Below are 22556 nucleotides of genomic sequence, written 5' to 3'. Positions count from 1 at the left end.
GGCGTCGGCGCCGCACCCGAACCGGTCGCCGGTTCGGCCGGCCCCGGGGATGTCGGCGCGGCCGGTCAGCGGCTAGCGTAGGTCCACTTCGGGTCAGCCGGGCTCGATCATCCATTGTGGATGTCCTTGGTGCTTGGGGGACGCATGAGGTGGCCACGATCCGCTTCGGGTTGGACAGTCGCGGTCTTCGGCGGAACGGCGCTGCTGCTCGGCGCGGTCGGTCTGGTCTGGCCGGACTCGCTGCTGGTGTTGCTCGGCTTCGAGGTGCTCGACGACGCCGGCCGGGCCGACGGCGACTACACCCGGACGTTCATGGCCGCGTCCTCGATGGCCTCCTTCAACATGGGGGTCTACTACCTGCTGGCGGCGGTCACCGACTGGCGGCCGTTCTTCCGGTTCACGGTGATCTTCCGATTGGTCACGTTCACCGTGTTCACCACGCTGGTGCTCACCGACACCGCGCCGGTCCGGTTCATCGGCGTCGCCGTCTGGGAGGCCGTCGGTGCGCTGGCCACGGGGATCGCGCTCGCGGTCGAACGCCGGCGGGGTGCCGGTTGAGCCGCCCGCGGCTCGTCGCCGGGCGGCCGGCCGTTTCGGGACGCGGTCGGTGCGGACGGCCGGCGCTCCCGGGTCGTTCGGTATTTTCGACACTGTGAGGAACACCCCGGCGGGCGCGCTACCGCTGCCGGTCGTGCCAGGTCTGACCGATTTACACGTATTTGCCCGAGGCGGTTACGCCACCGTCTACCGCGCCACCCAGCAGTCCGTCGGGCGCGAGGTGGCGGTCAAGGTGGAGAACCGCTCCCTGGACAGCGAACGCGACCAGCGCAGATTCATGCGCGAGGCGCGGGCCGCCGGCCGGATGTCCTCACACCCGCACGTCGTGGACCTCTTCGACGTCGGAGTCACCGCCGACCAGCACCCGTACCTGATCATGGAGATGTGCGACGGCTCGTACGCGGACCGGATGCGCAACTCGCCGCTCGGCGCGGCGGAGGCGCGCGACGTCGGAGTGAAGATCGCCGACGCGCTCGCCGACGCGCATCAGCTCGGGGTGCTGCACCGCGACGTCAAACCGGCGAACATCCTCTACTCCCGGTTCAACGAGCCCGCGCTGGCGGACTTCGGCCTGGCGATCATCGCCGAGAGCCGGGACGCCACGGTCACCCTTGAGGTGCTGACCCCGGCGTACGCGCCGCCGGAGATGTTCAGCCACCACCCGCCCGGCCCGGCCGTCGACGTGTACGCGCTCTGCGCCACCCTCTACGCCGTGATGAACGGTCGGCCGCCGCGCTGGTCCGACGACCTCAACCCGAGCCTGATCGGGGTGATGGAGCTGTTCAACCGGCCGGTGCCGGAGCTGCCCGGCATCCCGTCCGCCCTGGTCGACGTGCTCCGGCTCGGCATGGCGAACGACCCGGCGCACCGGCCGTCGGCCGAACAACTGCGCGACCTGCTCGCCGCCGTACCGCTGCGGCCGTCGGCACCCGGCCTGATCATCCCCGTCTCCGGCGCGCCGACCTCGGGAGCGCCGACCTCGGGAGCGCCGACGTCCGGGGCGCCGACGTCCGGGGCGCCGACGTCCGGGGCGCCGACGTCCGGGGCGCCGACGTCCGGGGCGCCGACGTCCGGGGCGCCGACGTCCGGGGCGCCGACGTCCGGGGGGCCGATGTCCTGGGCGTCGGGCTCGGGTGGCCCGATCCCCGGCCCACCCGGATCGGGGTGGCCGCAGTCGAGCGGCTACCCGCCGGGCCTCTCCGGTGGCAACCACCCGACCGTTCCGACCCCCGGCCGGCCCACCAGGTGGCAGTGGTTCCTCGGCGGGCTGGCGGCGGTCGCCCTGCTCGTCGGCGTCGCCGCCGGTTCCTGGTACGCGGCGAGCAGCAACCTGCCGACGCCGGCCCCGACCGGCAGCGCCCGCAGCCCGCAGCCGCCCAGCCCGACGCCACCACTGCTGACCGGCGGTGCGCTGCGGGGTTGCCTGGTGCCGCTTCCGGGCGGTGGCAGGTGCCCCGCCGAGATGGAGTGCTTCGGCCCGGTCCGGGTCAGCGGCTCCGGTGCCCGGGCCGAGCGGGTCCCCTGCGCCGGCCGGCACACCTGGGAGACGTACGCGAAGGGCGACCTGCCCGCCGAACTGACCGCCACCGACCACGAGGCGGTCAAGGCCGACCCGGTGGTGCGGCAGGTCTGCGGCGAGAACACCTTCCGCTCCACCACGCTGCTGATCGACACCGCCGGCTGGCAGTTCGAGGTGCTGCCGCCCACCGGCGACGCGCTGGCGGTCGGCGACCGGTCCTTCCGCTGCCTGGCCGGCCAGGGTGCCGGCGAACTCGACGGCCCCACCCTCGGCCGCTGACCCGGTCAGCGGCGGGTCGGTGAGCCGACCAGGCGCGCCTCGATCGGGGTGACGGCAAGCCGCGCCCAGCGCAGCACCCGCCGGTTCACCAGGCCGACCATGTCGTCCCGGATCCGGGTCAGCCAGTCCGCGGAGTCGCCCAGCCCGAGCGCGGGACCGGCCAACGCCGCCTCGGCGGGTCGCAGCGGCTGCAGGATGACCAGGTCGGCCCGGGCGAGCGGGTCGACGTCGGTCGCGGTCACCTCGTCGCGGACCACCAGCCGGGCCTGCCAGGCCCCGGTCCGGGCGGGGGCGGCGGCCACCGGTCCGACGTCCACGATGGTCAGTACCGGACGTAGCGGGGTGGCCGGCGGCCCGGTGAGACCCCGGCCGGCCGGGATGACGGGGATTGGCTCGCCGGCCCCGGCCGCCCCGCGGACGAACGGGTTCCAGGCGCCCGGCCGGGTGGTCTGCACCACCACCCGGGCCCCGAGCGCCATCGCCCGCAGCGCGATGAGCTGCGCCGGCCGGACACCGCCGATCAGGACCGCCCCGGTCGGCTCGGGGCGGAACAGCCGGACGCCGACGGCCGTACCATGGCGGTTGGCCCCGATCATCAACCCGGCGCCGCCCATCGGCAGGTCCAGCGCGTCCGATCCGGCGGGCGGCCGCCCCCGGCCGGCCGGCGCCAGACCCAGGGGCAGGGTGGCACGCAGCCCGGCAAGGTGTTCACCGTCCAACCGCCGCGCCGACCCGCCGCCGGCATCGAGCAGCCGGCGCATTCCCCGTACCGCCGCGGTCAGCCCGGCCGCGTCGCCGGCCGTCAGGCGTACGGTCAGGTCCACCGGAACCGATCCGGCGACCGACCCCGGCCCGGCGCCGATCGCCACGGTGACGGCGGCGGCGGGCAGCTCCAACAGCCGCGGCACCAGGCGGTAGGCGGCGTCGGTACCCGGCTGCGGCCAGCGGTCCACCCGCACGGCAGCCTGCCGAAGCCCGCCGGCCGCGAGCCACTGCCAGCTCTCCCGGGCCGGTCGCCGGCCGTCGTGGTGCGCCAGTTCCCCGAGTACGCCGAGCGCGGCGCGCTCCCCGAGCGGGCGGACCGGCACCGGGGCCAGCCGGCGGCGCACCCGGCGGACCGCGCCGGACAGGGCCCGGCCCAGCTCGTCGTCGGACCAGCCTCCGGTGCGCAGCACCCGCACCGCCACCAGCGCCCGCTGGTAACCGACCGGCCGATCGGCGACAAGCTGCCGGTACGAGACGGCGGACAGCTGACCGCCGTGGTCGACCGGGGGCAGTCCGCCGCCGACCGGGGGTAGCCCGCCGCCGCGACCGGAGGGCAGGTGGCCACCGCCACCACCGGGCACCCCGCCGCCACCCGCGGGCACCCCGCCGCCACCCGCGGGCAGGCCACCGCCACCAGCGGGCAGGCCGCTGCGACCCGCGGGCACGCCGCCGCGACCGGCGGGCAGGTGGCTGCCGGCACCCGCGGGTGGATCGCCGGCACCGTCGACGGCGGGTGCTGGCGTGCCGGCCAAGACCAGCTGCACCCGCAGCGGCGGGGACTCCGGGCCGACCGCCGGCAGCAGGTCGCGCGGCGACGGCAGTGGCAGTGGGGCGTCGGTCAGCAGCAGGTCGGGATTGCCGAGCTCCAGGATCGCGGTCAGGCCGGTCGCGTCGGCCAGCACGGCGGGGCCGGTCCCGGTCTGGTCCGCCGGTATCGGCGTGCAGCCGGGCGCGACCAGGTCGAGCAGGCCCGCCGATCGGTCCGCGCCCGGGTCGCCGGGGTCGAGCCGGCGACGCCGCAGGGCGTACCGGATGGCCAGCCCGGCCCATTCGAAGAGCCAGCGCCGTCGGACCCGGACCCAGGCGGCGGCGATGAGCAGCCCGGCGGCCAGCCCGGCCGCACCGAGGACGAGGGGGCCGTGCCCGGCGGCGGCGACCGGCAGCACCAGGGCGACCTGGGCGGTGACGATCTGGCCGGCCAGAATCCCGAGCAGCGGGCCGGCCGGACCGGGCACCGCCGCCACGGTTGGGCCGGCAGCTGCCGGCGGGGTGCCGGCGGGCACTGGCGGGGACGATGCGGGCGGCCGGGGACCGGGAGCCGGTCGGGGCGGTGCTGGAGTTCGTCTGTCCAACGACACCGCGACGACCTCCCGAGCCGACGAGGACCGGTCCATCGACGATGGCGACCGTCGCCACCGGTAACCGGTCGGTGGGCCTATCGTATTGGCCGGACCGGATCTCAGGGGGGCGGATGGCGTCGCGACAGGACCAGCTGCACTCGTACCAGTTCCTGGTTCAGCGCGTGGTCTCCGCGCTGGTGATGCGGCAGACCGACCCGGCGCAGCCGCCGTTGGGCCGGGCGGCCGGCGCCACCCTGGCCGGCGTGCTGGTCGCGGCGATCGCGCTCGGCGCGGTCGCCGTCTACGGGCTGGTCGTCGGCGGCGGCGATGCGGGCTGGCGGGACTCCGGCGCGGTGCTGGTGGAGAAGGAGTCCGGCGCGCGGTACGTCTACCGGGACGGGAAGCTGCACCCGGTCCGGAACTTCGCCTCGGCCCTGCTGATCGCCGATTCGGCGGAGCCGCGGACGGTGCTGGTGTCCCGGGCCGCCCTGGCGGGGGTGCCGCGGGGCATCCCGTTGGGCATCGCCGACGCGCCCGACTCGCTGCCGGTACCGCAGCGGCTGGTGGCCGACGGCTGGACGGTCTGCTCGATGTCGGCGGCCGACGCCGCCCGGTCGGCGGGGCTGCCGGCCCCGGGCGGCCCGGGGCCGCGATCCGCGCTGCTGGTCGGCGCCGCCGATCCCGGGGGGACGGCATTGGCCGGGGCCGGGGTGCTGGCCCGGCACCCGGACGGCAGCCTGCACCTGATCTGGGACGGCCGGCGGCATCCGGTCCGGAACCCGAGGCTGGTGCTGGCGGCGCTGACCTGGACCAGCCACCGGCCTACCGAGACGGCGCCGGCCCTGCTCAACGCCCTGCCGGTCGGGGCCGACCTCGGCCGGGTTGCGGTCCCGGGCCGGGGTGAGCGATCCACTGTCGACGGCGCCGGGGTCGGCGAGGTGTTCATGGTGGAGAGCCAGGGCGGGGGGCGCCAGTATGCCGTCGCCACCCGGGACGGTCTGGCCACCATCACCGAGTTGCAGGCCGATCTGATCCTCACCGACCTCGGGCAGGACGCACCGACCCCGCTCTCGCAGAACCGCTTCGCGGGGCTGCGCAAGGTCGGTGACCTGGTGCCGCCCGGTCCGACGGCGCTGCCGGCCAGCACGCCGGACCTGGTGCCGGCCGGGTCGGGCGCCGTCTGCGGGCGGGTGCGCGACGACGGTGCCGGGTTCGAACTGCGCACCGGTGCGGACGTACCGGACCTGACCGGGGCGGTGCCGGGTCCGGGCGGCGCGGCCGATCACGTGTGGGTGCAACCGGGCCGCGGCGCGGTGGTGGAGGCGGTGCCGGCGCCCGGCGCGTCCGGCGGCGCGATCTCCATCGTCACCGACCTGGGCCGGCGCCATCCGGTGACCAGCGCCGAGGTGCTCCGCCGGCTCGGCTACGGCGGGGTCACCCCGGCCCGACTGCCGGCCGGGCTGGTCGCGCTGGTCCCGGCGGGGCGGGCACTCGATCCCGAGGCCGCGCTGGCGCCGGCGGTTCCCGGCTGAGCCGGTCGATCTCGGACCTCGTCGAGTTATCCCCAGATTGTCCCTGGGGGCTACCGTGCGTACCCGACTACCGCTACGGTCGTGAGCGGAGTTTTCCGGTGACGGTGTGCGATCACACCTGATCGGGCGGAGCGAGCGCGACCGTTGCGTCCACAGTGGGCGCACGGGTCAGGGCATCACCGGGAGAGGGACGGGGTGACGTCGGGCGTGTCCCAGACAAAGGCAGAAGCCGCGGTCATGCGGCAGACCGCGCAGCGGTTCGAGCAGGTGGACGAGTCGCTGCAGAGCATGCTCAGTCGGCTGATGGCCGAGTTGGAGGAGTTGCAGACCGCCTGGCAGGGCGCCGGCGGCCGGTCCTTCACACAGGTCAAGCTGGCCTGGCAGCGGGACCAGGCGGCGATCGGGCGGGCGCTGCGGGAGACCGCCGCGGCGATCCGCACCGCCGGCCAGCAGTACGACGCCTCGGACGCCGAGGTGGCCGGCCGGGTGTCCGCGGTCAACCAGGGCAGCCTCCGGCTGCCCCTCTGACGGTTCCGGAGAGGGAGAGTCATGACCGACGGCGTGCTGGTCGTCCAGTTCGGCAGGTTGATGGCGGCCAGTTCGAGTATCCAGGTGGCGCTGAACACCCTCGAATCGCAGCTCGCCCAGCTTGAGGGGGACGCCGCTGGGCTGGTGGCGAGCTGGGACGGCGCCGCGCGGGCCGCATACGACGAGCGGCAGCAGCGCTGGCGCCAGGCGGCCGACGACATGAAGGTGATGCTGGCCGAGATCAAACGGGCGGTCGACGACTCCGTGGTCGACTACCAGCACACCGAGAAGAGGGCCACGAACCTCTTCTCCCCCTGACCGGGTGCTTCCCCGCCGTCCGGGTGGGTGGGGAAGCCCTGGACCGCGGGAACGGGCGCTCAGGCCGGCTCGGCCGGGCGCCACCGGCGGCGGACTCCTCGCGGCAGCACCACCGCGAGCAGAACCGCCAGGGCCGCGCCAGCGCCCGCTACGCCGGCCAGCGCCAGCGCCCGTTCCCGCGCTTCCGTCCGCCGGTCGCCGCCGCCCACCGCGGCCGGATCGGTGCCGCCGCGCCGAACCACCGGCGCCGGCGGCGGCCCGGCGGCCAGCGGCGCGGTCTCGGTGACCGCGCGGTACGGGTTCAGCACGCCGCCGCCGTACCCGTCGTCGCCGTCGCCCGGCGCCGGGTCGGCGGTCGTGACGATCCGCTCGATCACCTGCCGCGCCGACAGTTCCGGCCGGTACTGCCGGATCAGGGCCGCGGTGGCCGACGCGAACGGCACGGCGTAGCTGGTGCCGTCGTGTTCCCGGTGCCCGCGGCCGGGCACGGCGGCCAGCACCGCCTGGCCCGGCGCGACCACGTCGACGTACGGACCCACCTGCGAGAACGGTGCGCGCTGGCCGTCCGGGCCGACGGCGCCGACCCCCAGCACCCCGTCGTACGCGGCGGGGAAGGGCCGTGGGTCCGCCTCGTCGTGCCGGTTGCCGACGGCCGCGACGACCACCACGTCCGCGGCGACGGCGTCGGCGATGGCGGCCCGGACGGCCGGGTCGTCCCGGTAGAGCACCACCGAGAGGTTCAACACCGCGGCGCCCCGGGTCACCGCGTAGCGGATCGCCGCCGCGAACCGGGTGGCGGTGACGGTCCGGCCGGTCGCCGCACCGTCGATGACCAACTGTTCGCTGACCCGGACCGGCAGGATGCGACTGCCCGGGGCGAGACCCCGCAGGCCGATGCCGTCGCGGGGGGTGGCGGCGATCAGGCTCGCCACGGCGGTGCCGTGGCCCGGGCAGTCGACGGTCCCGTCGAGCTCCGGGTCGAGGTAGTCCCGGCCGGGGAGCACTCGATCCCGGAGTTGGAGGTGGCGGTCGTCGACCCCCGAGTCGAGCACGGCGACGGTCACCCCGGCACCGGTGGCCAGTGCCGTCAACCGCTCCGGCGCGTACCGTCGTTGGGACCAGGGCAGCTCGGCCACCGGTTCCGCCGGGGTCGACCGGTCCGTGCAGCCGTCGACGGTGGCCCGCTGGGCCAGCACCGGCCCGGCGAGAGCCCCCGTCGAGACGGGGTCAGCGGCCGGATCTGTCGCCGCCGCCGGAGCGACTGGTGGCACCGTCAGTGTGACGGCGATCACCAGGGCGAGCGGTGTGCTGCCGCCGGGCATCCGCGCCTCCAATCGTTCCGGTTACGGCATCGGATGTTATCGGTGCGTCGTCGCGGGCGGTGCTCGTCAGCGGACCCGCCGTCGTCCAGCCATTGTGATCTTGAAAGGACCTTGTAGGTTGTACGCGATGCCTGTGGCCTGTTCGGTGGAAGGGAGGTGGCCGTGACCGAATGGGAGCCGGCCACCGGGGCCGAAGCCGACATGCGGGACGCTCTACGCGCGAACGACCAGGAACTCTACTTCCGGATCCTCGCCCGCACCGAGCTGCTGCTACCGGTTTCCGCCCAAGCGCTCACGGGCCAGGTCCCGATGGGCTGGGGCACCTGGACCACCGGTGGTCGTACCCACGTACTCGCGTTCACCTCCGGCGCGGCCCTGAAGGCGTGCCTGGCCGAGAACGCGGGATCCGCCCGGCGGACCTCGTACACCGATCTCGCCGGCAGCTGGCCCAACCACGAGTGGTGGCTCGCGGTGAATCCTGGGCTGCCGATCGAGGGCTACCTGCCCGCCTGGTTCGTGGCCCAGCTTGCCCGCGGTGACGTGCGCCTGCCGGGCCGGACCTCCGCCGGCCGGCCTCGGCAGGACCAGGCCGAGCTGGCCGCCCGCAGCCGGGGTACGGCCGTCGTTCCCGGGCAGGGCGGGCAGCCGGAACCGGCCGCGGCCGCCCGACTCAGTTCGCCGGTACCGGCGGAGAACGGGCCGCCGCCGGTTGGCTCGGTCCATCCGGCGACCGCGCCCACCGGTGTGAGTGACGCCCTGATCAGCCCGACGGCCGAACACGTCACGGCCGGCTGGGTGACCACCGCGGCCGATCCGGCCCGCACCGGCGACCGTCCCCAGAACGATCGCCCCCCGAACGACCGCTCGCCGGCCGACCGCTCGCCGGCCGACCGCCCGCTGGCGGACCGCCCGCTGGCCGACCGGTTGGCGGGGGACCGGTCCGCTGCCGACCGGTCGGGGACGAAGTGGCCCGGGGCCGAGCGGTCCGCCGGACCCGGGGTGCGCCCGCCGGCCCAGAACGGCGGCCCACCGGGTCGGGACCGGCCCCCACCGAACCGGACCATTCCCGTGCAGGCGTTCCCCGGTGCGCCGGGTGACGTGGTCACCGGCGAGGTGATCTCGGGCGAGGTGGTGTCCGAGTCGGATCAGATCGCCAGCCCGGGACGGTCCGCCCCGGACGGCCCGCAGCACTCCTCCCTCTCGGCCTGGTACGCGGCGGCCATCGGCACGCCGACCGAACCGGTCGCGCCGCCGGCCGACCCGCTGGACCGGCCCGCCGACCCGTACGCTTCACCGGCCGAACCGATGGAGGCGGTGCCGGTCATCCCGGCCCCACCCCGCCCAAGCCCAGCGCCGGCCAGCCCAACGCCGGCCAGCCCAGCGCCGCACAGCCCAGCGCCGCACAGCTCGACCCCGGCAGGCCCGACCCTGGAGCAGGGCGGGCCGGGGTCCCCGGCCAGCTTCGACCCCGTCGACCGCTACCAGCCCCTCGCCCGGCCACACGCCGAGACACCCCAGGGATACGCCGAACCGCCCCAGGGATACGCCGAGGCGCCTCAGGCGTACGCCGAGCCAACCCAGACCGACGCCGGACCCGCCCAGGGCTTTGCCGAGGCGACTCAGGCCTATGCCAATCCCGCCCAGAGCTATGCCGAGCCGCCCCAGAGCTATGCCGAGCCGCCCCAGAGCTATGCCGAGCCGCCTCAGGCGCATGCCGAGCCGGCCCAGGCGTACGCGGCGGCCGAGGAGACCGGAGTAACCGGCCAGCCGCCGGCGGAGTCGGCGGCGGCCCCGGGTGTTGCGGCGTTGGCCGGCTTCGAACCGGCCAACGAGGTGGAGCGCAGCCTGCTGGAGGCCGCCGGCGACGGCAGCACGGAGACGTTCCTGTCGACCCTGCTGCTGGCCAAGGTGCTGTTGCCGATCGCGCCGGAGTCGATCCCGGGCACCCGGCCCGGCGAGGAGGGCTTCGTCTGGCGTACCGAGCCCATCGACGGCGCCACCCACGTCGTGGTCTTCACCTCCCCCGAGCGGCTCGCCGATCACCTACCGGCCCAGGTCGAGACGGTGGCGGTCAAGTTCGTCCAGTTGATTCGCCGGTGGCCCCGGACCGAATGGTCGTTCGCCGTGAACCCGGGTACGCCGGTCGGGGCAAAGCTCCCCGGCGCCCAGATCGTCGGGTTGGCCAACTGGGCCGTCGAGGTGGGTCTCGGCGACGACCCGGAGGTCGCCGAGCCGGCGCAGCAGGCCGCCGGTGAGCCGGCGGCGAAGTCGACCTACGCGCCGGCCACCGAGGATCCGGGCCGGCCGACGATGATGCAGAAGACCATCGCGCCCAGTCAGCTCGGTTACTACCTGGAACGCGGCTACGACCGGGTCTCCGGCTTCGTGCACCGGGCCACCGAGATCGCGCACCTGAACACCCCCGCCCAGCTGGAGGCCGCGCTCGGGCTGGACTACCCCGGCTCGCCGTTCTCGCGGGACGCGGCCGAGGTCTTCGTGGTCCGGTGGCCCGCCTACCGCCCGAGCCTCTACCGGATCCCGTACGGCGGCCAGAACGAGGCCGCCATGCGCGCCATGGAAGGTTGGGTGATCGAGCGCCCGCCGTTCCGCGGCAACGGGTTCGCCCCCGGTGAGGGGAGCGACGTGATCGCCGAGTTCAAGGTGGACAGTGTCCGGCTGCCGCACGGGGCGAAACTGTGCCGGATCGGCGCCGACGGGACCGAACAGGTGATCGCCGTGCTGGACAGCGACGGCCCGACCTGGCGGCGGGCCGGTGAGCCGGATGCGTGACGGCTACCTCGCCAACTGGCGCGGCCGGGAGTACGAGGCCAGCCCGGACGGCGACGACGTGCGGATCTACCAGCCGGAGCCGGGCGAGGGGTTCCAGGAGGTACGACCCGACCGGTTCGTCCGGGTGGTGCCGGCGGCCGAGGTCGAGGACCTGGCCTACGTCCGGACCATCTGCGCCTGGCGGGGTGAGCCGTTCATCGTGCTGGCCGAGCACGACACCTGGCTGCGGGTCGAGTACACCGGCGGGAAGGCGCCGGTGGCCGAGACGCTCGGCCTGGAGGCGTTCGACTTCGGCGTCTACCAGGGCTGGGCACCGGCCGCCGAGGTGACCGACCTGCGCGAGCAGCGCATCTAGCCGCCGGACCCGGGCTCCTGCCCCGATGCTGGCAGCGCGAGCCCCGGTGGTGGCAGCGCGAGCTGGCGGCCCGCCCACCGGGACCGCAGCCAGCGGTCGTGACTGGCGACCACGACCGCGCCGGGACCCCTGCTGCCCAACGCCTCCTCGAGTTCATCGGCCAGACCGGGCGAGAGGTGGTTCGTCGGTTCGTCCAGTAGCAGCAGCTCCGGCGGATCGGCGATCAGCAGCGCCAGGGCGAGCCGCCGCCGCTGCCCGACCGACAGCTCCCCGACCCGGCTGTCGAGGTCCCGTCCGGCGATCAGGCCGAGCGAGCGCAGCGGAACCGCCTCGGCCCGGTCGGGGCCGAGCGCCAGCTCGTAGGTCTCCCGGACCGTCCGGTCCGGACGGTCGAAGACGCTGTCCTGGGCGAGCAGCCCGACCGTCAGCCCGCGCCGCCGCCAGAGCTGCCCGCCGACCGCCGACCGCTCGACCGCCGACCGCCCGGCCGCCGACCGCCCGGCCAGCACCGCCAGCAGGGTCGACTTGCCGGCACCGTTCGCGCCGGTGACCAGCAGCCGGTCGGTGGCCGACACGTCGAGCCGGTCGATGGCGAGTCGCCCGGGCACCCGGACGTCCCGCAGCGCGACCAGCATGCCGTCGGACGAACCGGAGGTGAGGGCGTCGGTCCGCAGCCGCAGCGGCTCCGGGGGCTTGCGGACCTGGTCGCGTTCGAGCTCGGCCAGCCGGCGGGTGGCGTTGCGGACCCGGCGGGAGACCTGACTCTCCACCCGGCCGCCGGTGCGGTCGTACCCCATTTTCTCGTTGTCCCGGCGGGGCCGGCCGGGTGCGACGTGGCGGGCCGTGGTGGCGGCGGCGTGGCGCAGTTCGACGATCTTCTGCTGTTCCTCCTCGAACTGGCGCTGCCAACGTTCCCGCTCCGCGCGTTTCTGCTCCTGGTAGGAGGTGTAGTTGCCGCCGTACCGGGTGGGGCCGGCCAAGCCCGGGTCGAGGTCGATCAGGTCGGTGCAGACGGCGTCGAGGAACGCCCGGTCGTGGCTGGCCGCCACCACGGTGCCGGGCAGGGCGCGGAGCTGTTCGGCCAGGAACGCCGCCGCGTCGTCGTCGAGGTGGTTCGTCGGTTCGTCCAGCAGCAACGCGGTGGGGCGGCGGACCAGCAGCGCGGTCAGGGCGAGCCGTCCGCGCTGCCCGCCGGACATCGAACCCAGTGGCCGGTCGGCTGGCAGCCCACCCAGACCGAGGCCGGCCAGCACGATCGCGGCGCGCCGGTCGGCGTCCCAGGAGTCGTGCCGCTGCGCCCGGTCCAGCCGCTCGCCGTACTCGGCGAGCAGGTCCGCATAGCCGGGCTGGTTCTCGCCGGTGCCGGCCAGCGCCGCGGTCAGCCGGTCCAGCTCGGCGAGGTCATGGCGGGCCTCCCGGAGGGCGTCGTCGAGCACGGCGGCGATGGTGGCGTCCGCGTCGAACGGCATCTCCTGGTGCAGGAAGCCCAGCTCCGTCGGCCGGACCACCTGGCCGGCGTCCGGTTCGTCCGTGCCGGCGAGCAGGCGCAGCAGGGTCGACTTCCCGGCGCCGTTCTCGCCGATCAGCCCGATCCGTTGGCCGGGCGCGGCGACCAGGGAGACGCCGTCGAGCACCCGCCGGGTACCGAGGGTGCGAACGAGGTCATGGGCGAGCAGGGCGGAACTGGACATGCGACACCACCGACGGAAGAGGTCGTTTCACCCGCCGGGCGGTGCCTCGGGCGCGGGTGCGGGTGGGTGTCAGCGGCTCACATCCCCCGCAACGTACCTCGACCGGTGCGGCGGCGGCGACGGATTTACCGCCGGGTCAGGACTTGGCCCAGCGCAACACCTCGCCGAGCACCAGGTCGGGGACCTCGACGTGCGGAAAGTGGCCGGTGTCGTCCAGCAGGCGCCACTCGTACGGGGCGGTGACGTAGCGGCTGGAGCCCTGGGCGGTCCGGGGCAGGGACGCCTGATCCCGCCCGCCGTGCAGCTGCAGCGTCGGCGTCACCAGCGGTTCCTGCATCAGCCGGACGAACCGGTACCCGTGCAGCCGCAACACCGACCGGAACGCCCAGCGGTAGCCCTCCAGGGCGCAGAACGCCGCCTGCGGGATCTGCATCGCCTCCCGGCAGCGGGCCGCGTACTCGTCGAATCCGGCGCTCGCCACCCAGTTCGGCCCGCCCCACCGGCGCAGGAAGTAGCCGACCAGCGCCGCGTCGTCGCGGGTCAGCAGGTGCTCGTACCGGGGGATCTGGAACTTGAGGGTCGGGGTGGCGGCGGCGAACTGGCCGCGTGGGTCGGCGAAGATGCCGGCCCGCAGCCGCAGCGGGTGCGGCGCGGCCAGCACCACCAGGCGCCGCACCAGCTTCGGGTGGAACGCGGCGGTGGTCCAGGCGATCAGCCCGCCGGATCCGGAGCCGACCAGCACCGCCGACCGTTCGCCGAGCGCCCGGATCAGGCCGGCGACGTCGGCGGCGAGGGTGTAGCCGTCGTACCCCCGGGGGGGTTTGTCGCTCGCACCGTAGCCGCGCAGATCGACCGCGACCGCCCGGTAGCCGGCGTCCGCGACCGCCGGCAGCATGTCGTGCCAGGCCCACCAGAACTCGGGGAAGCCGTGCAGGAAGAGCACCAGCGGTCCGCTGCCGGCCTCGACAACGTGGAATCTGCTGCCGTTGGCGCCGACGAAGCGGTGGTTCCAGGGCCCGTCGGTAAGTACGCAGGACTCGTCAACGGGCCCCCGGCCCGCGCCTCGTCGCTCGCTCATGTCGCCCAGCCTAGGTGCAAATACCTGATCGCCTGTCCTGGTGGGCAGCCGATACCGTTCGGGGTATGACGTCGCTACCGAACGCCAACCGGTCCGGTCTGCCGGTGCCGCTGATCCGGGTGGCCGGCACACCGGCCGAATGCGGCTTCGGCTACGGCGCGACGGCGCGCGAGGTGATCATCGCCAATCTGGAGCTCTACCTGCGCAGATTCCGCGACGCCGCGGGGCTCGACCCGGCGACCGTACGCCGGTACGGGCTGGCGTTCCGGGCCGCGACGGCGACCCACCACCCGCGGGTCGCCCAGATGCTGGACGGGGTGGCCGAGGGCGCGGACGTGCCGGCCGCCGACCTGTACGCGCTGAACGCCCGGACCGAGCTGATCTACGGTGCCCGGCCCGACGGGGCGGCCGGCGGGTGCACGTCGGTGGGGGTGCTCGGGACCCACACCGCGAACGGCCACCTGCTGCTCGGCCAGAACTGGGACTGGCATCCCGACCAGCGGGAGGCGATGGTGCTGCTCGCCACCCGCGACGAACGGGGCCACTCGGTGCTGACCCTGACCGAGGCGGGGATGCTGGCCAAGGCCGGGCTCAACTCGGCCGGCCTCGGGGTCTGCGTGAACATGCTCGGCTGTGACCGCGACGCGCTGCCGGTGCTGGCCGGGGAGCGGGGCGCCGGGGTGCCGTACCACGTCCTGCTGCGGGCGGCGTTGGAGGCGCCGCACCTGTCGGCGGCGCTGAAGCGGGTCTGCGCCGGTGGGCGCAACAGCTCCATCAACCTGCTGCTCGGTCAGGCGGCCGAGGCCGGTGGCGAGCTGATCGACCTGGAGCTGGTGCCGGGTGACGCCGGCTGGCTGCATCCGGTGGACGGGATGATCACCCACGCCAACCACCTGGAGACGGCGCTGCCGGTGCACGACGTGATGAAGCAGCTCTCCGGCTCGTCGCTGTTCCGGTCGGCGCGGGCCCGGCGGTTGCTGCGGCCGGCCGCGGCCACCGGCCGGCTGACCGAGCGCGACCTGGCGGCGGTCTTCCATGACCACGCCAGCTATCCGCAGGCCATCTGCCGGCACGTCGACCCGGCCGATGCTCCAGCGGAGCGTTCGGAGACCGTCTACTCGGTGCTGCTCGATCTGGACGACCGCCGGTTCGGGCTGGCCGCCGGGCCGCCCTGCGGGCACCGGTACACCTGGCTGGACCTCGACCTCGTCGCCGGTCGGGCCGAGGGTCGCGACCAGGTGGCGGCGGCGTCGCCGAACGCCTGACGGCGGGTCGGCCACCGATGGTCAGACCGGTTCGACCCGGACGATGCTGCGGCGGATGCCCTCGCCACAGTCGATCTTGAGTAGCAGTGGGGCGACGGTGACCCGGACGTAGCTGCCGACCTGCAGCGGCCCCACCTCCGCGCCGTGCAGGGCGTAGCTGGTGCCGTCGTCGGTCACCAGCCCGTAGCAGGGACCGGAGCCACCCCGGACGATCCGGCCGGCGATCCGGTCGGTGGGCTGGTTGTCCGTCGGCTCCTTCGGCGGGCCGCTGGGCGGGCGCGCGGTGGGCGGCGTGGTCCGTGGCGGGGTGGCCGGCTTGCCGGTTGGTGGGGCGGCGGCATCCGTGGTCGGCGGCGGGCCGGTGGGACCGCCGGACGGTTCGGTGCCGGGCGGGCCGGAAGCGCCGGGCGGGCCGGCATCGGGCGTCGTGTCGGCGCAGCCGGCGATCAGCAGCACCCCGAGCAGGATCCCGGTGATGGCTCTGCGCGACGGCGGGGTCGGTGCGATCGGCGGGGTGATCATGTCGATTGGACGCGGTCCGGCCGGTCCGGGTTCCGTGCCGGCCGCTGTGTCGAGCTTCTCGTGTCAACTTTTATTGACGGCGTCCATGCTGTCAATCTATATTGACAGCATGGACGACAGTCAGCGCCTCGCCAACGCGGCCGGAGCCGCCGATCCCGCCACCGGTCTGCGGGCCGTCGCCGCCCTCCGCAAGCTGGTCGACCACCTGGAGGCGCTGCAGGTGCGAAACGCGCGGGCCAACGGCTGGGCCTGGCAGGCGATCGCCGACGCGCTGGGCGTCACCCGGCAGGCCGTCCACCAGAAGCACGCCCACCGGACCCGAGACTAGGGAGCGCAACGATGTTCGAGCGATTCACCAAGGACGCCCGCCGGGTCGTGACCGACAGCATCACCGTCGCCACCGGCGCCGGCGCCGACAAGGTCACACCCGAACACCTGCTGCTCGCGGTGGTGGCCGACGCGGACGGCGACGGCGCCCGGCTCCTCGCCGGGTACGGCGTGACCGAAGCCACCCTCACCGCCGCCCTGACCCCGGCCACCGGACGGGCCGGGCTGACCGAGGACGAGATCACCGCGCTGCGGACCGTCGGCATCGACGCCGACGAGGTGTTCCGCCGGATCGAGGAGGCGTTCGGGCCGGACGCGCTGCACGAACCGTCGCCGACCCGGCCGCGGCGGCGCGGTCGGCTCGGCAGCCCGTTCAGCCCGCCGGCGAAGAAGGTGCTGGAGTTGAGCCTGCGGGAGGCGATCGCCATGCGGCACCGCGCGATCGGTTCCGGCCACATCCTGCTGGCCCTGTTGCGGGTCGGGTTGTCAGGCCCGGCGGCCGAGGTGCTGACCGGGCACGGCGTCGACCACGACGGCGCACGCGACCGGCTCCGCGCCGACCTGCCCCGGGCGGCCTGACCGGCCATCCGGTCCGACCGCACGACGGACGACGGCGCCCGGGGAATGCTCCCCGGGCGCCGCCCACTGTCACCGGTGGCCGGGCCGATCGCCCGCACCGGACCGGATCAGGAGATCCGGATCTTGATCGAGGTGCCGTTCTCCTCCACCACCCGGATCTTCGTACCGGTCGCGGGGAGCTTCACACCGTGGTTCGGCAGCTCCTCGTACCAGTACTTCTTGGTGTCGTCGAAGAGCGGCGCGGCCGCCTGGCCCCGGATGTACTGCGGCTGACTGTTCAGGTGCAGGGTGAACGAGTCGGCCTTACGGAGGCTGAACGGCGCGTCGTAGACCTGCACCCGGGCCCGCCAGGGCGCCCCGGTCAGGTTGTAGATCGGACGCGGGCGCGCATCGATGATCATGTTGCGACCCTCGCCCGGGTGTTCGAACGTGTCGTTGTCCGCCCACCGGGTGTTCCAGTACGAGATGAGCAGACCCTCCTGGTACGCGTAGTGGTCCACCCAGTCCGGCTTGGTGTTGGTGTACCCGAAGAAGTACGGCCCGGTCTTCAGGTACCTGTCGTACGAGACGTACGAGCGGTGTCCGGCGATGTAGAAGTTGTCGAACAGGTCGGTGTAGGACTCCTCCACCACCGTGAAGCCGGCCAGGTCCCAACCGGCACCGTCGTCCTCGGCGCCGTCGCTGAGCACCGTCTCGCCGTCGGCGGTGACGGTGATCGCGTCACCGAAGAAGCCGCCCTCGGAGACCCCGCCGTCGGTCACGTAGCGGAACCGGAACGGCACCTCCTTGCCGGCCGCGGCGTCCATCGGGATCTCGATGTCGGCCCACTCGCCGCCGGTCGAGCCGTCGAGCGCCGGCCGGCCGCTGCCGTCGTCGCCGATCGGCTCACCGTTCACCGTGGCCGGCAGCGCCGTCCAGGTGGTGCCGCCGTCCAGCGACGCCTCGAAGTAGAGGTAGTCGTACCCCTCCTCGATGTCGTACCGGCCCTGCATCGACAGCGACGCGCTGGTCGCGCCGGTCAGGTCCAGGGTGCGGGTCATCGAGGTGTTGAGGTCGTCGGCGTTGCCGGAGAAGTACTGTTTCTCGCCCTCGGCCGGTGCGCCGAGGTCGAACGAGTACTCCCGTTGCGGCAGCACCACGACCACCGCCTGCGGTTTCGCGCTGTTGTATTCCTGTGGACCGAGGGTCAGCGTCCGTTTCTGGCCGGCCACCACCACCTCGTAGTCGAGCCAGCCGAGCTGCAGCTTGTTCCAGGCGCCGAGGTCGCCGCCGCGCTCACCGATGCCGCCGTCGTTGCGGGCGCCGAGCCGGCTCTGGGCCATCAGGGTCCAGTGCTCGTTGTTGTTGTCCCCGCCGTTGAGCACGTTGTAGTCGTCCGGCAGGCCCAGGTCGTGCGCGTACTCGTGGTAGAAGACGCTGCGGCCGCCGTTCTCCGGCTGGATCGTGTAGTCGCCGATCCACATCCCGGTGTTGCCGATCTGGGTGCCGCCGAGCCGGTTGAAGTCCGGGCCGGTCTGGCCGGCGCTGGTGCCGAAGGCGTACCAGCGGTGGCTCCAGATGGCGTCCTCACCCATCACCGGGTCACCGTCGGCGGCGTCACCGCCGGCGTGCACGATCTGGAAGTGGTCGATGTAGCCGTCGGCCTCGTTGAAGTTGCCGTCGCCGTCGTGGTCGTAGCGGTCCCACTTGTCGAAGGAGCGCATCTCCTCGGCGATCTCGGCGTCGGTGCGGCCGGCGGCCCGCTGGTCGACGACCCACTGGTTGGCGGCGTCGCGGACGAGCTGCCAGACGTTGTTGCAGACCTGCGAGGCGCAGACCACCGGGTCGGTGCCGTAGACGTCCCGGTTGCGGCCGTAGCGGGCGCCGTTGTACTGGACCTTCACCCAGTCGGTGACGGTGCCCTCGACGCTGTACCGGCCGGAGGACTGCTTCTCGAAGTACTGCTTGACCGACTCGGTGCCCTTGCCGGTGCCGAAGTAGAGGTCGCGGAAGTGGTCCGCGTCGTAGTCCGGCTGCCAGACCGTGGAGTTGTCCACCGACCGGTCCGGCTCGGGGATCTCGTTGTGCAGCGGACCGTCGAACCGGGTCGGACCGGGAACGTCCGGGTTCAGGTCCTTGTCCGGGTAGTCCGGGTGCCGCTCGTTGCCGTACTCGGCCAGGATGACGAAGATCCGGTCGGTGGTCTCCCGGCCGAGCTCGACGTACTGGTCCTTGCTCTTCTTGCCGCCGGCGATCCGGGCCGCCGGCCCGGCGCCGACCGTCTCGCCGACCTTGACGACCGTGCTGCTGCCGCGCTTCTCGGCCTTGGCGCGGCCGGTGAGCACATCGGTCAAACCTTGTTCGCGCAGCTCGCGGCGCTTTTCTTCCAGCGGGTTAGGCAGTTCGTCGATGATGTGGGCTGGCTCGGACACCGACGGAGCGGCGACCGGCGTTTTCGTCAGGGGGGACGCCTGAGCCGATGGGCTCAGTGCGATGCCGGTGGCCGCCGTCAGCGACAACCCGAGCAGCCCCACTGCGACTCTGCGCACGTGGTACCTCCGGATGGCAGGAAACACCGACCCGACGGGGGTTGTGGGGTCGGGCGTATCGATCCTCAAGCGCGGACCTCAACGAACCTAAGCACCGGCAGGCGACGCTGTGAAGTAGCCTGCGTCGATTTGTTGCAAGAAATTGTCGATGGCTACTCGCCGTGTCACAAGAGAAGCGGCGGGCGGCACCCTCCGTGAGGGGGCCGCCCGCCGCTGTGACCTGCGAGGACTCAGTCCTCGTCGGACTTGCCCGACTGCATACCGGACGAAATAAGGTCCATCACGGACGAGTCCTGCAGGGTGGTGACATCCCCGAGCGAACGGTTCTCCGCGACATCCCGCAACAGCCGCCGCATGATCTTCCCGGACCTGGTCTTCGGCAGCTCCGGCACCAGCATGATCTGGCGCGGCTTGGCGATCGGCCCGAGCGTCTTGGCGACGTGGTTGCGCAGCTCGGCGATGAGCGCCTCGCCCGCGTCCCCGGCGGTCTCCACGTTCCCCCGGGGGATGGTGAAGGCGACGATCGCCTGGCCGGTGGTCGGGTCGGTGGCGCCGACCACCGCGGCCTCGGCCACCGACGGGTGCGAGACCAGCGCCGACTCCACCTCGGTGGTGGAGATGTTGTGCCCCGACACCAGCATCACGTCGTCGACCCGGCCGAGCAGCCAGAGGTGTCCGTCGGTGTCCTTCTTCGCCCCGTCCCCGGCGAAGTACATGCTCTGGAACCGGGACCAGTAGGTGTCGATGAAGCGCTCGTCATCGCCCCAGATGGTGCGCAGCATCGACGGCCACGGCTCGCGCAGCACCAGGTAGCCACCGCCGCCGTCGGGCACCGACTCGCCCTGGTCGTCGACCACGTCGGCGTTGATCCCCGGCAGCGGGGTCATCGCACTGCCCGGCTTCGCCGCGGTCACCCCCGGCAGCGGCGAGATCATGATGGCGCCGGTCTCGGTCTGCCACCAGGTGTCGACCACCGGGCACTCGTTGCGGCCGATGTTGAGCCGGTACCACATCCACGCCTCGGGGTTGATCGGCTCCCCGACGCTGCCGAGCAGCCGCAGCGACGACAGGTCGTACTGCTTGGGGATGTCGTCGCCCCACTTCATCATGGTGCGGATCAGGGTGGGCGCGGTGTAGATGATGCTGACCTTGTACTTCTGGACGATCTCCCAGAACCGCCCCTTGTGCGGGGTGTCCGGGGTGCCCTCGTACATGACCTGGGTGGCGCCGTTGGCCAGCGGCCCGTACACGATGTAGGAGTGCCCGGTGACCCAGCCGATGTCGGCGGTGCACCAGTAGACGTCCGTCTCCGGCTTCAGGTCGAACACCGCGTGGTGGGTGTACGCCGTCTGGGTGAGGTAGCCGCCGGTGGTGTGCAGGATGCCCTTCGGCTTCGCCGTGGTGCCGCTGGTGTAGAGGATGAACAGCGGGTGCTCGGCGTCGAACGGTTGCGGGGTGTGCTCCGGCGACGCCTGCTCGACCGTCTCGTGCCACCACCGGTCCTTGTCGGTCCAGGCGACCTCCTGACCGGTGCGCCGCACCACCAGGACGTGCTCGATGGTCGGGCTGAGCGCGACCGCGTCGTCCACGGTCGGCTTGAGCGCCGACGGCTTGCCCCGGCGGTAGCCACCGTCCGCGGTGATCACCACCTTGGCGGCGGCGTCCTGGATCCGGTTCGACAGCGCGTCGACCGAGAACCCGCCGAAGACCACGCTGTGCGTCGCGCCGATCCGGGCGCAGGCCAGCATCGCGACGGCCGCCTCCGGGATCATCGGCAGGTAGATCGCCACCCGGTCGCCGGCGGTGACGCCGAGGTCGGTCAGCGCGTTCGCCGCCTGGGAGGTCAGCTTCAGCAGCTCGGCGTAGGTGATGGTGCGGGTGTCGCCCGGCTCGCCCTCCCAGTGGATCGCCACCCGGTCGCCCAGCCCGGCGGCGACGTGCCGGTCCAGGCAGTTCTGCGCGACGTTGAGCTGCCCGCCGACGAACCACTTGGCGAACGGCGGGTTGCTCCAGTCCAGCGTCTGGTCCCACTCCTTGGCCCAGTCCAGCCGGCGGGCCTGCGTCTCCCAGAAGGCGAGCCGGTCGGCCGCGGCCTCGTCGTACGCGGCGGCGGTGACGTTCGCGTTCGCGGCAAGATCGTCCGGCGGCGGGAACTGGCGGGTCTCGTTCAGCAGGTTGGCCAGCGTCTCGCTCATGACGCCGCCTCGCGGTATTCGCTCATGGTGGGGCTCCTCATACCTCGCGTGTGAGTCGCATCTCTTCCGTAGCAGGTTAGTGGGGGTGTTATGGCAGGTGCGAGCGGTGATCGGCGCCGGCGCGCGGGCACGCGCCGAAAGGGCACTGACACGCGCCGGCCGGTCCCGCCGGTCCGATCCCGCCGGTCGGTCTCCGGCGGACGCTAGCGTGACGGGGTGACCGCCGATCCGCTCGCCCCGCTGCTCGCCCTCGCCGACGTGGCACCCGCCGTCGACCGGGCCCGCGAGCGGGTCGACACGTCGCTGCGGCATCGCGCGTTGCGCCGGCACGGCGGCCGGGTCGCGGCCGAGGTCAGCCTCCGGTCCGCGGTGGCCAGCGCCGCCCTGGAGGGGTACGCACACCAGCTCGAAACCGTGCGTAGTGGTGTCGTGACCGACCCAGTTCTGCAGGGGGCGCTGCGGGTCGCCGGTGCGCTGCCCGGGCTGGCCGACACCTGGACCCGCGCGCCCGGCCAGGTCCTCGCCCGGCTGCACGTGCTCGCCGCCCGGGATGTCGTCCCCGAGCCGCTGCTCGGCCGTCCGCTGGCCGATCGAGGTGTCGCCGGTGCCAGCGTGGCCAGCGGTGCCGGCGCTACCGGCCGGTCTGCCGACGCGGCCGAGGCGGCGCGGCTGGCCGGACTGCTCGAACTGGTCGCCGGCGGGACAAAGGTGTCACCGCTCGTGTTGGCCGCGGTGGTACACGGGGAGCTGCTGGCGCTGCGGCCGTTCGCCGGCCCGTCCGGGGTGGTCGCCCGGGCCGCCGCCCGCCTCACCCTGCTCGCCTCCGGCTTCGACCCGCGTGGGTTGGTGGCCGTCGACGTCGGCCACCGGGACCGGGAGCCCGAATACGTCGGCGCGGCCGGCGCCTTCGCCACCGGCACGCCGGACGGGCTGCGCTCCTGGCTGCGGCACTACCTGGCGGCGGTCGAGGTCGGGGCCGACCAGCTCGCCGCGATCGGCGACGAGACACTCGCCACCGCGAGCTGATCCGGCGCCGCCGTGGGACGGCTGCGTCCAGGTGGCCGC

Annotated in this window: 17 protein-coding genes and 2 pseudogenes; 12 read left to right on the top strand and 7 right to left on the bottom strand. The window is 73.7% G+C overall.

The features are described 5' to 3' along the window. The first annotated feature begins 144 nt into the window (after window positions 1–144). The 3 genes and pseudogenes from O7627_RS31955 to O7627_RS31945 all read left to right on the top strand — a co-directional run. Window positions 145–558, top strand: coding sequence for a hypothetical protein (locus O7627_RS31955; protein WP_278097158.1), 414 nt, complete (start codon window positions 145–147; stop codon window positions 556–558). A gap of 94 nt (window positions 559–652) precedes the next feature. After that, a pseudogene (locus O7627_RS31950) lies at window positions 653–1474 on the top strand (serine/threonine-protein kinase); the annotation flags it as partial. 143 nt (window positions 1475–1617) lie between these two features. Further along, a pseudogene (locus O7627_RS31945) lies at window positions 1618–2379 on the top strand (hypothetical protein); the annotation flags it as partial. Here the strand turns inward: O7627_RS31945 and O7627_RS31940 are convergent. Continuing rightward, window positions 2362–4404 (bottom strand): type VII secretion protein EccE, encoded by a 2043-nt coding sequence (locus O7627_RS31940; protein ID WP_278097157.1) that lies wholly within the window; start codon window positions 4402–4404, stop codon window positions 2362–2364. The pseudogene O7627_RS31945 and the gene O7627_RS31940 overlap by 18 nt on opposite strands. Window positions 4405–4592: 188 nt before the next feature. Here O7627_RS31940 and eccB point away from each other — a divergent pair, with 188 nt between their 5' ends. From eccB to O7627_RS31925, 3 genes are all read left to right on the top strand, one after another. Next, entirely contained in the window at window positions 4593–5993 is a 1401-nt protein-coding gene (eccB, locus tag O7627_RS31935) for a type VII secretion protein EccB (RefSeq protein WP_278097156.1), read from the top strand. 207 nt (window positions 5994–6200) lie between these two features. Then, the gene (locus O7627_RS31930) at window positions 6201–6521 is read left to right on the top strand and encodes a WXG100 family type VII secretion target (RefSeq protein WP_347404693.1); all 321 of its coding nucleotides are present in this window, start codon (window positions 6201–6203) and stop codon (window positions 6519–6521) included. A 21-nt stretch (window positions 6522–6542) separates the two neighbouring features. Next, window positions 6543–6839, top strand: coding sequence for a WXG100 family type VII secretion target (locus tag O7627_RS31925; protein ID WP_278097154.1), 297 nt, complete (start codon window positions 6543–6545; stop codon window positions 6837–6839). A 59-nt stretch (window positions 6840–6898) separates the two neighbouring features. Here the strand turns inward: O7627_RS31925 and mycP are convergent, their stop codons facing one another. After that, window positions 6899–8161 (bottom strand): type VII secretion-associated serine protease mycosin, encoded by a 1263-nt coding sequence (gene mycP, locus O7627_RS31920; protein WP_278097153.1) that lies wholly within the window; start codon window positions 8159–8161, stop codon window positions 6899–6901. A gap of 162 nt (window positions 8162–8323) precedes the next feature. On the opposite strand from mycP, the gene O7627_RS31915 reads away from it, so the two are divergent. After that, the gene (locus tag O7627_RS31915; protein WP_278097152.1) at window positions 8324–10951 is read left to right on the top strand and encodes an SseB family protein; all 2628 of its coding nucleotides are present in this window, start codon (window positions 8324–8326) and stop codon (window positions 10949–10951) included. Then, the gene (locus O7627_RS31910) at window positions 10944–11306 is read left to right on the top strand and encodes a hypothetical protein (protein ID WP_278097151.1); all 363 of its coding nucleotides are present in this window, start codon (window positions 10944–10946) and stop codon (window positions 11304–11306) included. Before O7627_RS31915 ends, O7627_RS31910 begins: the two co-directional genes overlap by 8 nt. Here the strand turns inward: O7627_RS31910 and O7627_RS31905 are convergent. Further along, complete coding sequence (locus O7627_RS31905) at window positions 11303–12997, bottom strand: ABC-F family ATP-binding cassette domain-containing protein (RefSeq protein WP_278097150.1); 1695 nt, start codon at window positions 12995–12997, stop codon at window positions 11303–11305. The two genes, O7627_RS31910 and O7627_RS31905, sit on opposite strands and share 4 nt — an antisense overlap. A 136-nt stretch (window positions 12998–13133) precedes the next feature. Further along, window positions 13134–14075: an alpha/beta hydrolase gene (locus O7627_RS31900; RefSeq protein WP_278097149.1), complete on the bottom strand. Its 942-nt coding sequence runs from the start codon at window positions 14073–14075 to the stop codon at window positions 13134–13136. A gap of 65 nt (window positions 14076–14140) precedes the next feature. On the opposite strand from O7627_RS31900, the gene O7627_RS31895 reads away from it, so the two are divergent. Further along, window positions 14141–15340: a C45 family peptidase gene (locus O7627_RS31895; RefSeq protein WP_278097148.1), complete on the top strand. Its 1200-nt coding sequence runs from the start codon at window positions 14141–14143 to the stop codon at window positions 15338–15340. Window positions 15341–15361: 21 nt separating this feature from the next. On the opposite strand, the gene O7627_RS31890 is transcribed toward O7627_RS31895, so the two are convergent. Then, entirely contained in the window at window positions 15362–15862 is a 501-nt protein-coding gene (locus O7627_RS31890) for a hypothetical protein (RefSeq protein WP_278097147.1), read from the bottom strand. A 109-nt stretch (window positions 15863–15971) separates the two neighbouring features. On the opposite strand from O7627_RS31890, the gene O7627_RS31885 reads away from it, so the two are divergent. After that, window positions 15972–16190 (top strand): hypothetical protein, encoded by a 219-nt coding sequence (locus tag O7627_RS31885; protein WP_278097146.1) that lies wholly within the window; start codon window positions 15972–15974, stop codon window positions 16188–16190. Window positions 16191–16201: 11 nt separating this feature from the next. Next, window positions 16202–16768 (top strand): Clp protease N-terminal domain-containing protein, encoded by a 567-nt coding sequence (locus tag O7627_RS31880; RefSeq protein ID WP_278097145.1) that lies wholly within the window; start codon window positions 16202–16204, stop codon window positions 16766–16768. 107 nt (window positions 16769–16875) lie between these two features. Here the strand turns inward: O7627_RS31880 and O7627_RS31875 are convergent, their stop codons facing one another. Then, window positions 16876–19281 carry an immune inhibitor A domain-containing protein gene (locus O7627_RS31875; protein WP_278098513.1) on the bottom strand — a complete coding sequence of 802 codons (2406 nt, stop codon included), beginning with the start codon at window positions 19279–19281 and terminating at the stop codon, window positions 16876–16878. 245 nt (window positions 19282–19526) lie between these two features. After that, window positions 19527–21491, bottom strand: a complete 1965-nt coding sequence (acs, locus tag O7627_RS31870) for an acetate--CoA ligase (protein WP_278097144.1) — start codon at window positions 21489–21491, stop codon at window positions 19527–19529. Between the two features lie 216 nt (window positions 21492–21707). Between acs and O7627_RS31865 the strand changes: the two genes are divergently transcribed. Continuing rightward, window positions 21708–22517: an oxidoreductase gene (locus tag O7627_RS31865; RefSeq protein ID WP_278097143.1), complete on the top strand. Its 810-nt coding sequence runs from the start codon at window positions 21708–21710 to the stop codon at window positions 22515–22517. The last annotated feature ends 39 nt before the right edge of the window (window positions 22518–22556 follow it).

Origin of the sequence: Solwaraspora sp. WMMD1047 (assembly GCF_029626155.1) — a bacterium.
Taxonomy (GTDB): domain Bacteria; phylum Actinomycetota; class Actinomycetes; order Mycobacteriales; family Micromonosporaceae; genus WMMD1047.
The sequence above is the reverse complement of the archived record's forward strand: the minus strand, read 5'-3'. Positions and strand labels throughout refer to the sequence as shown.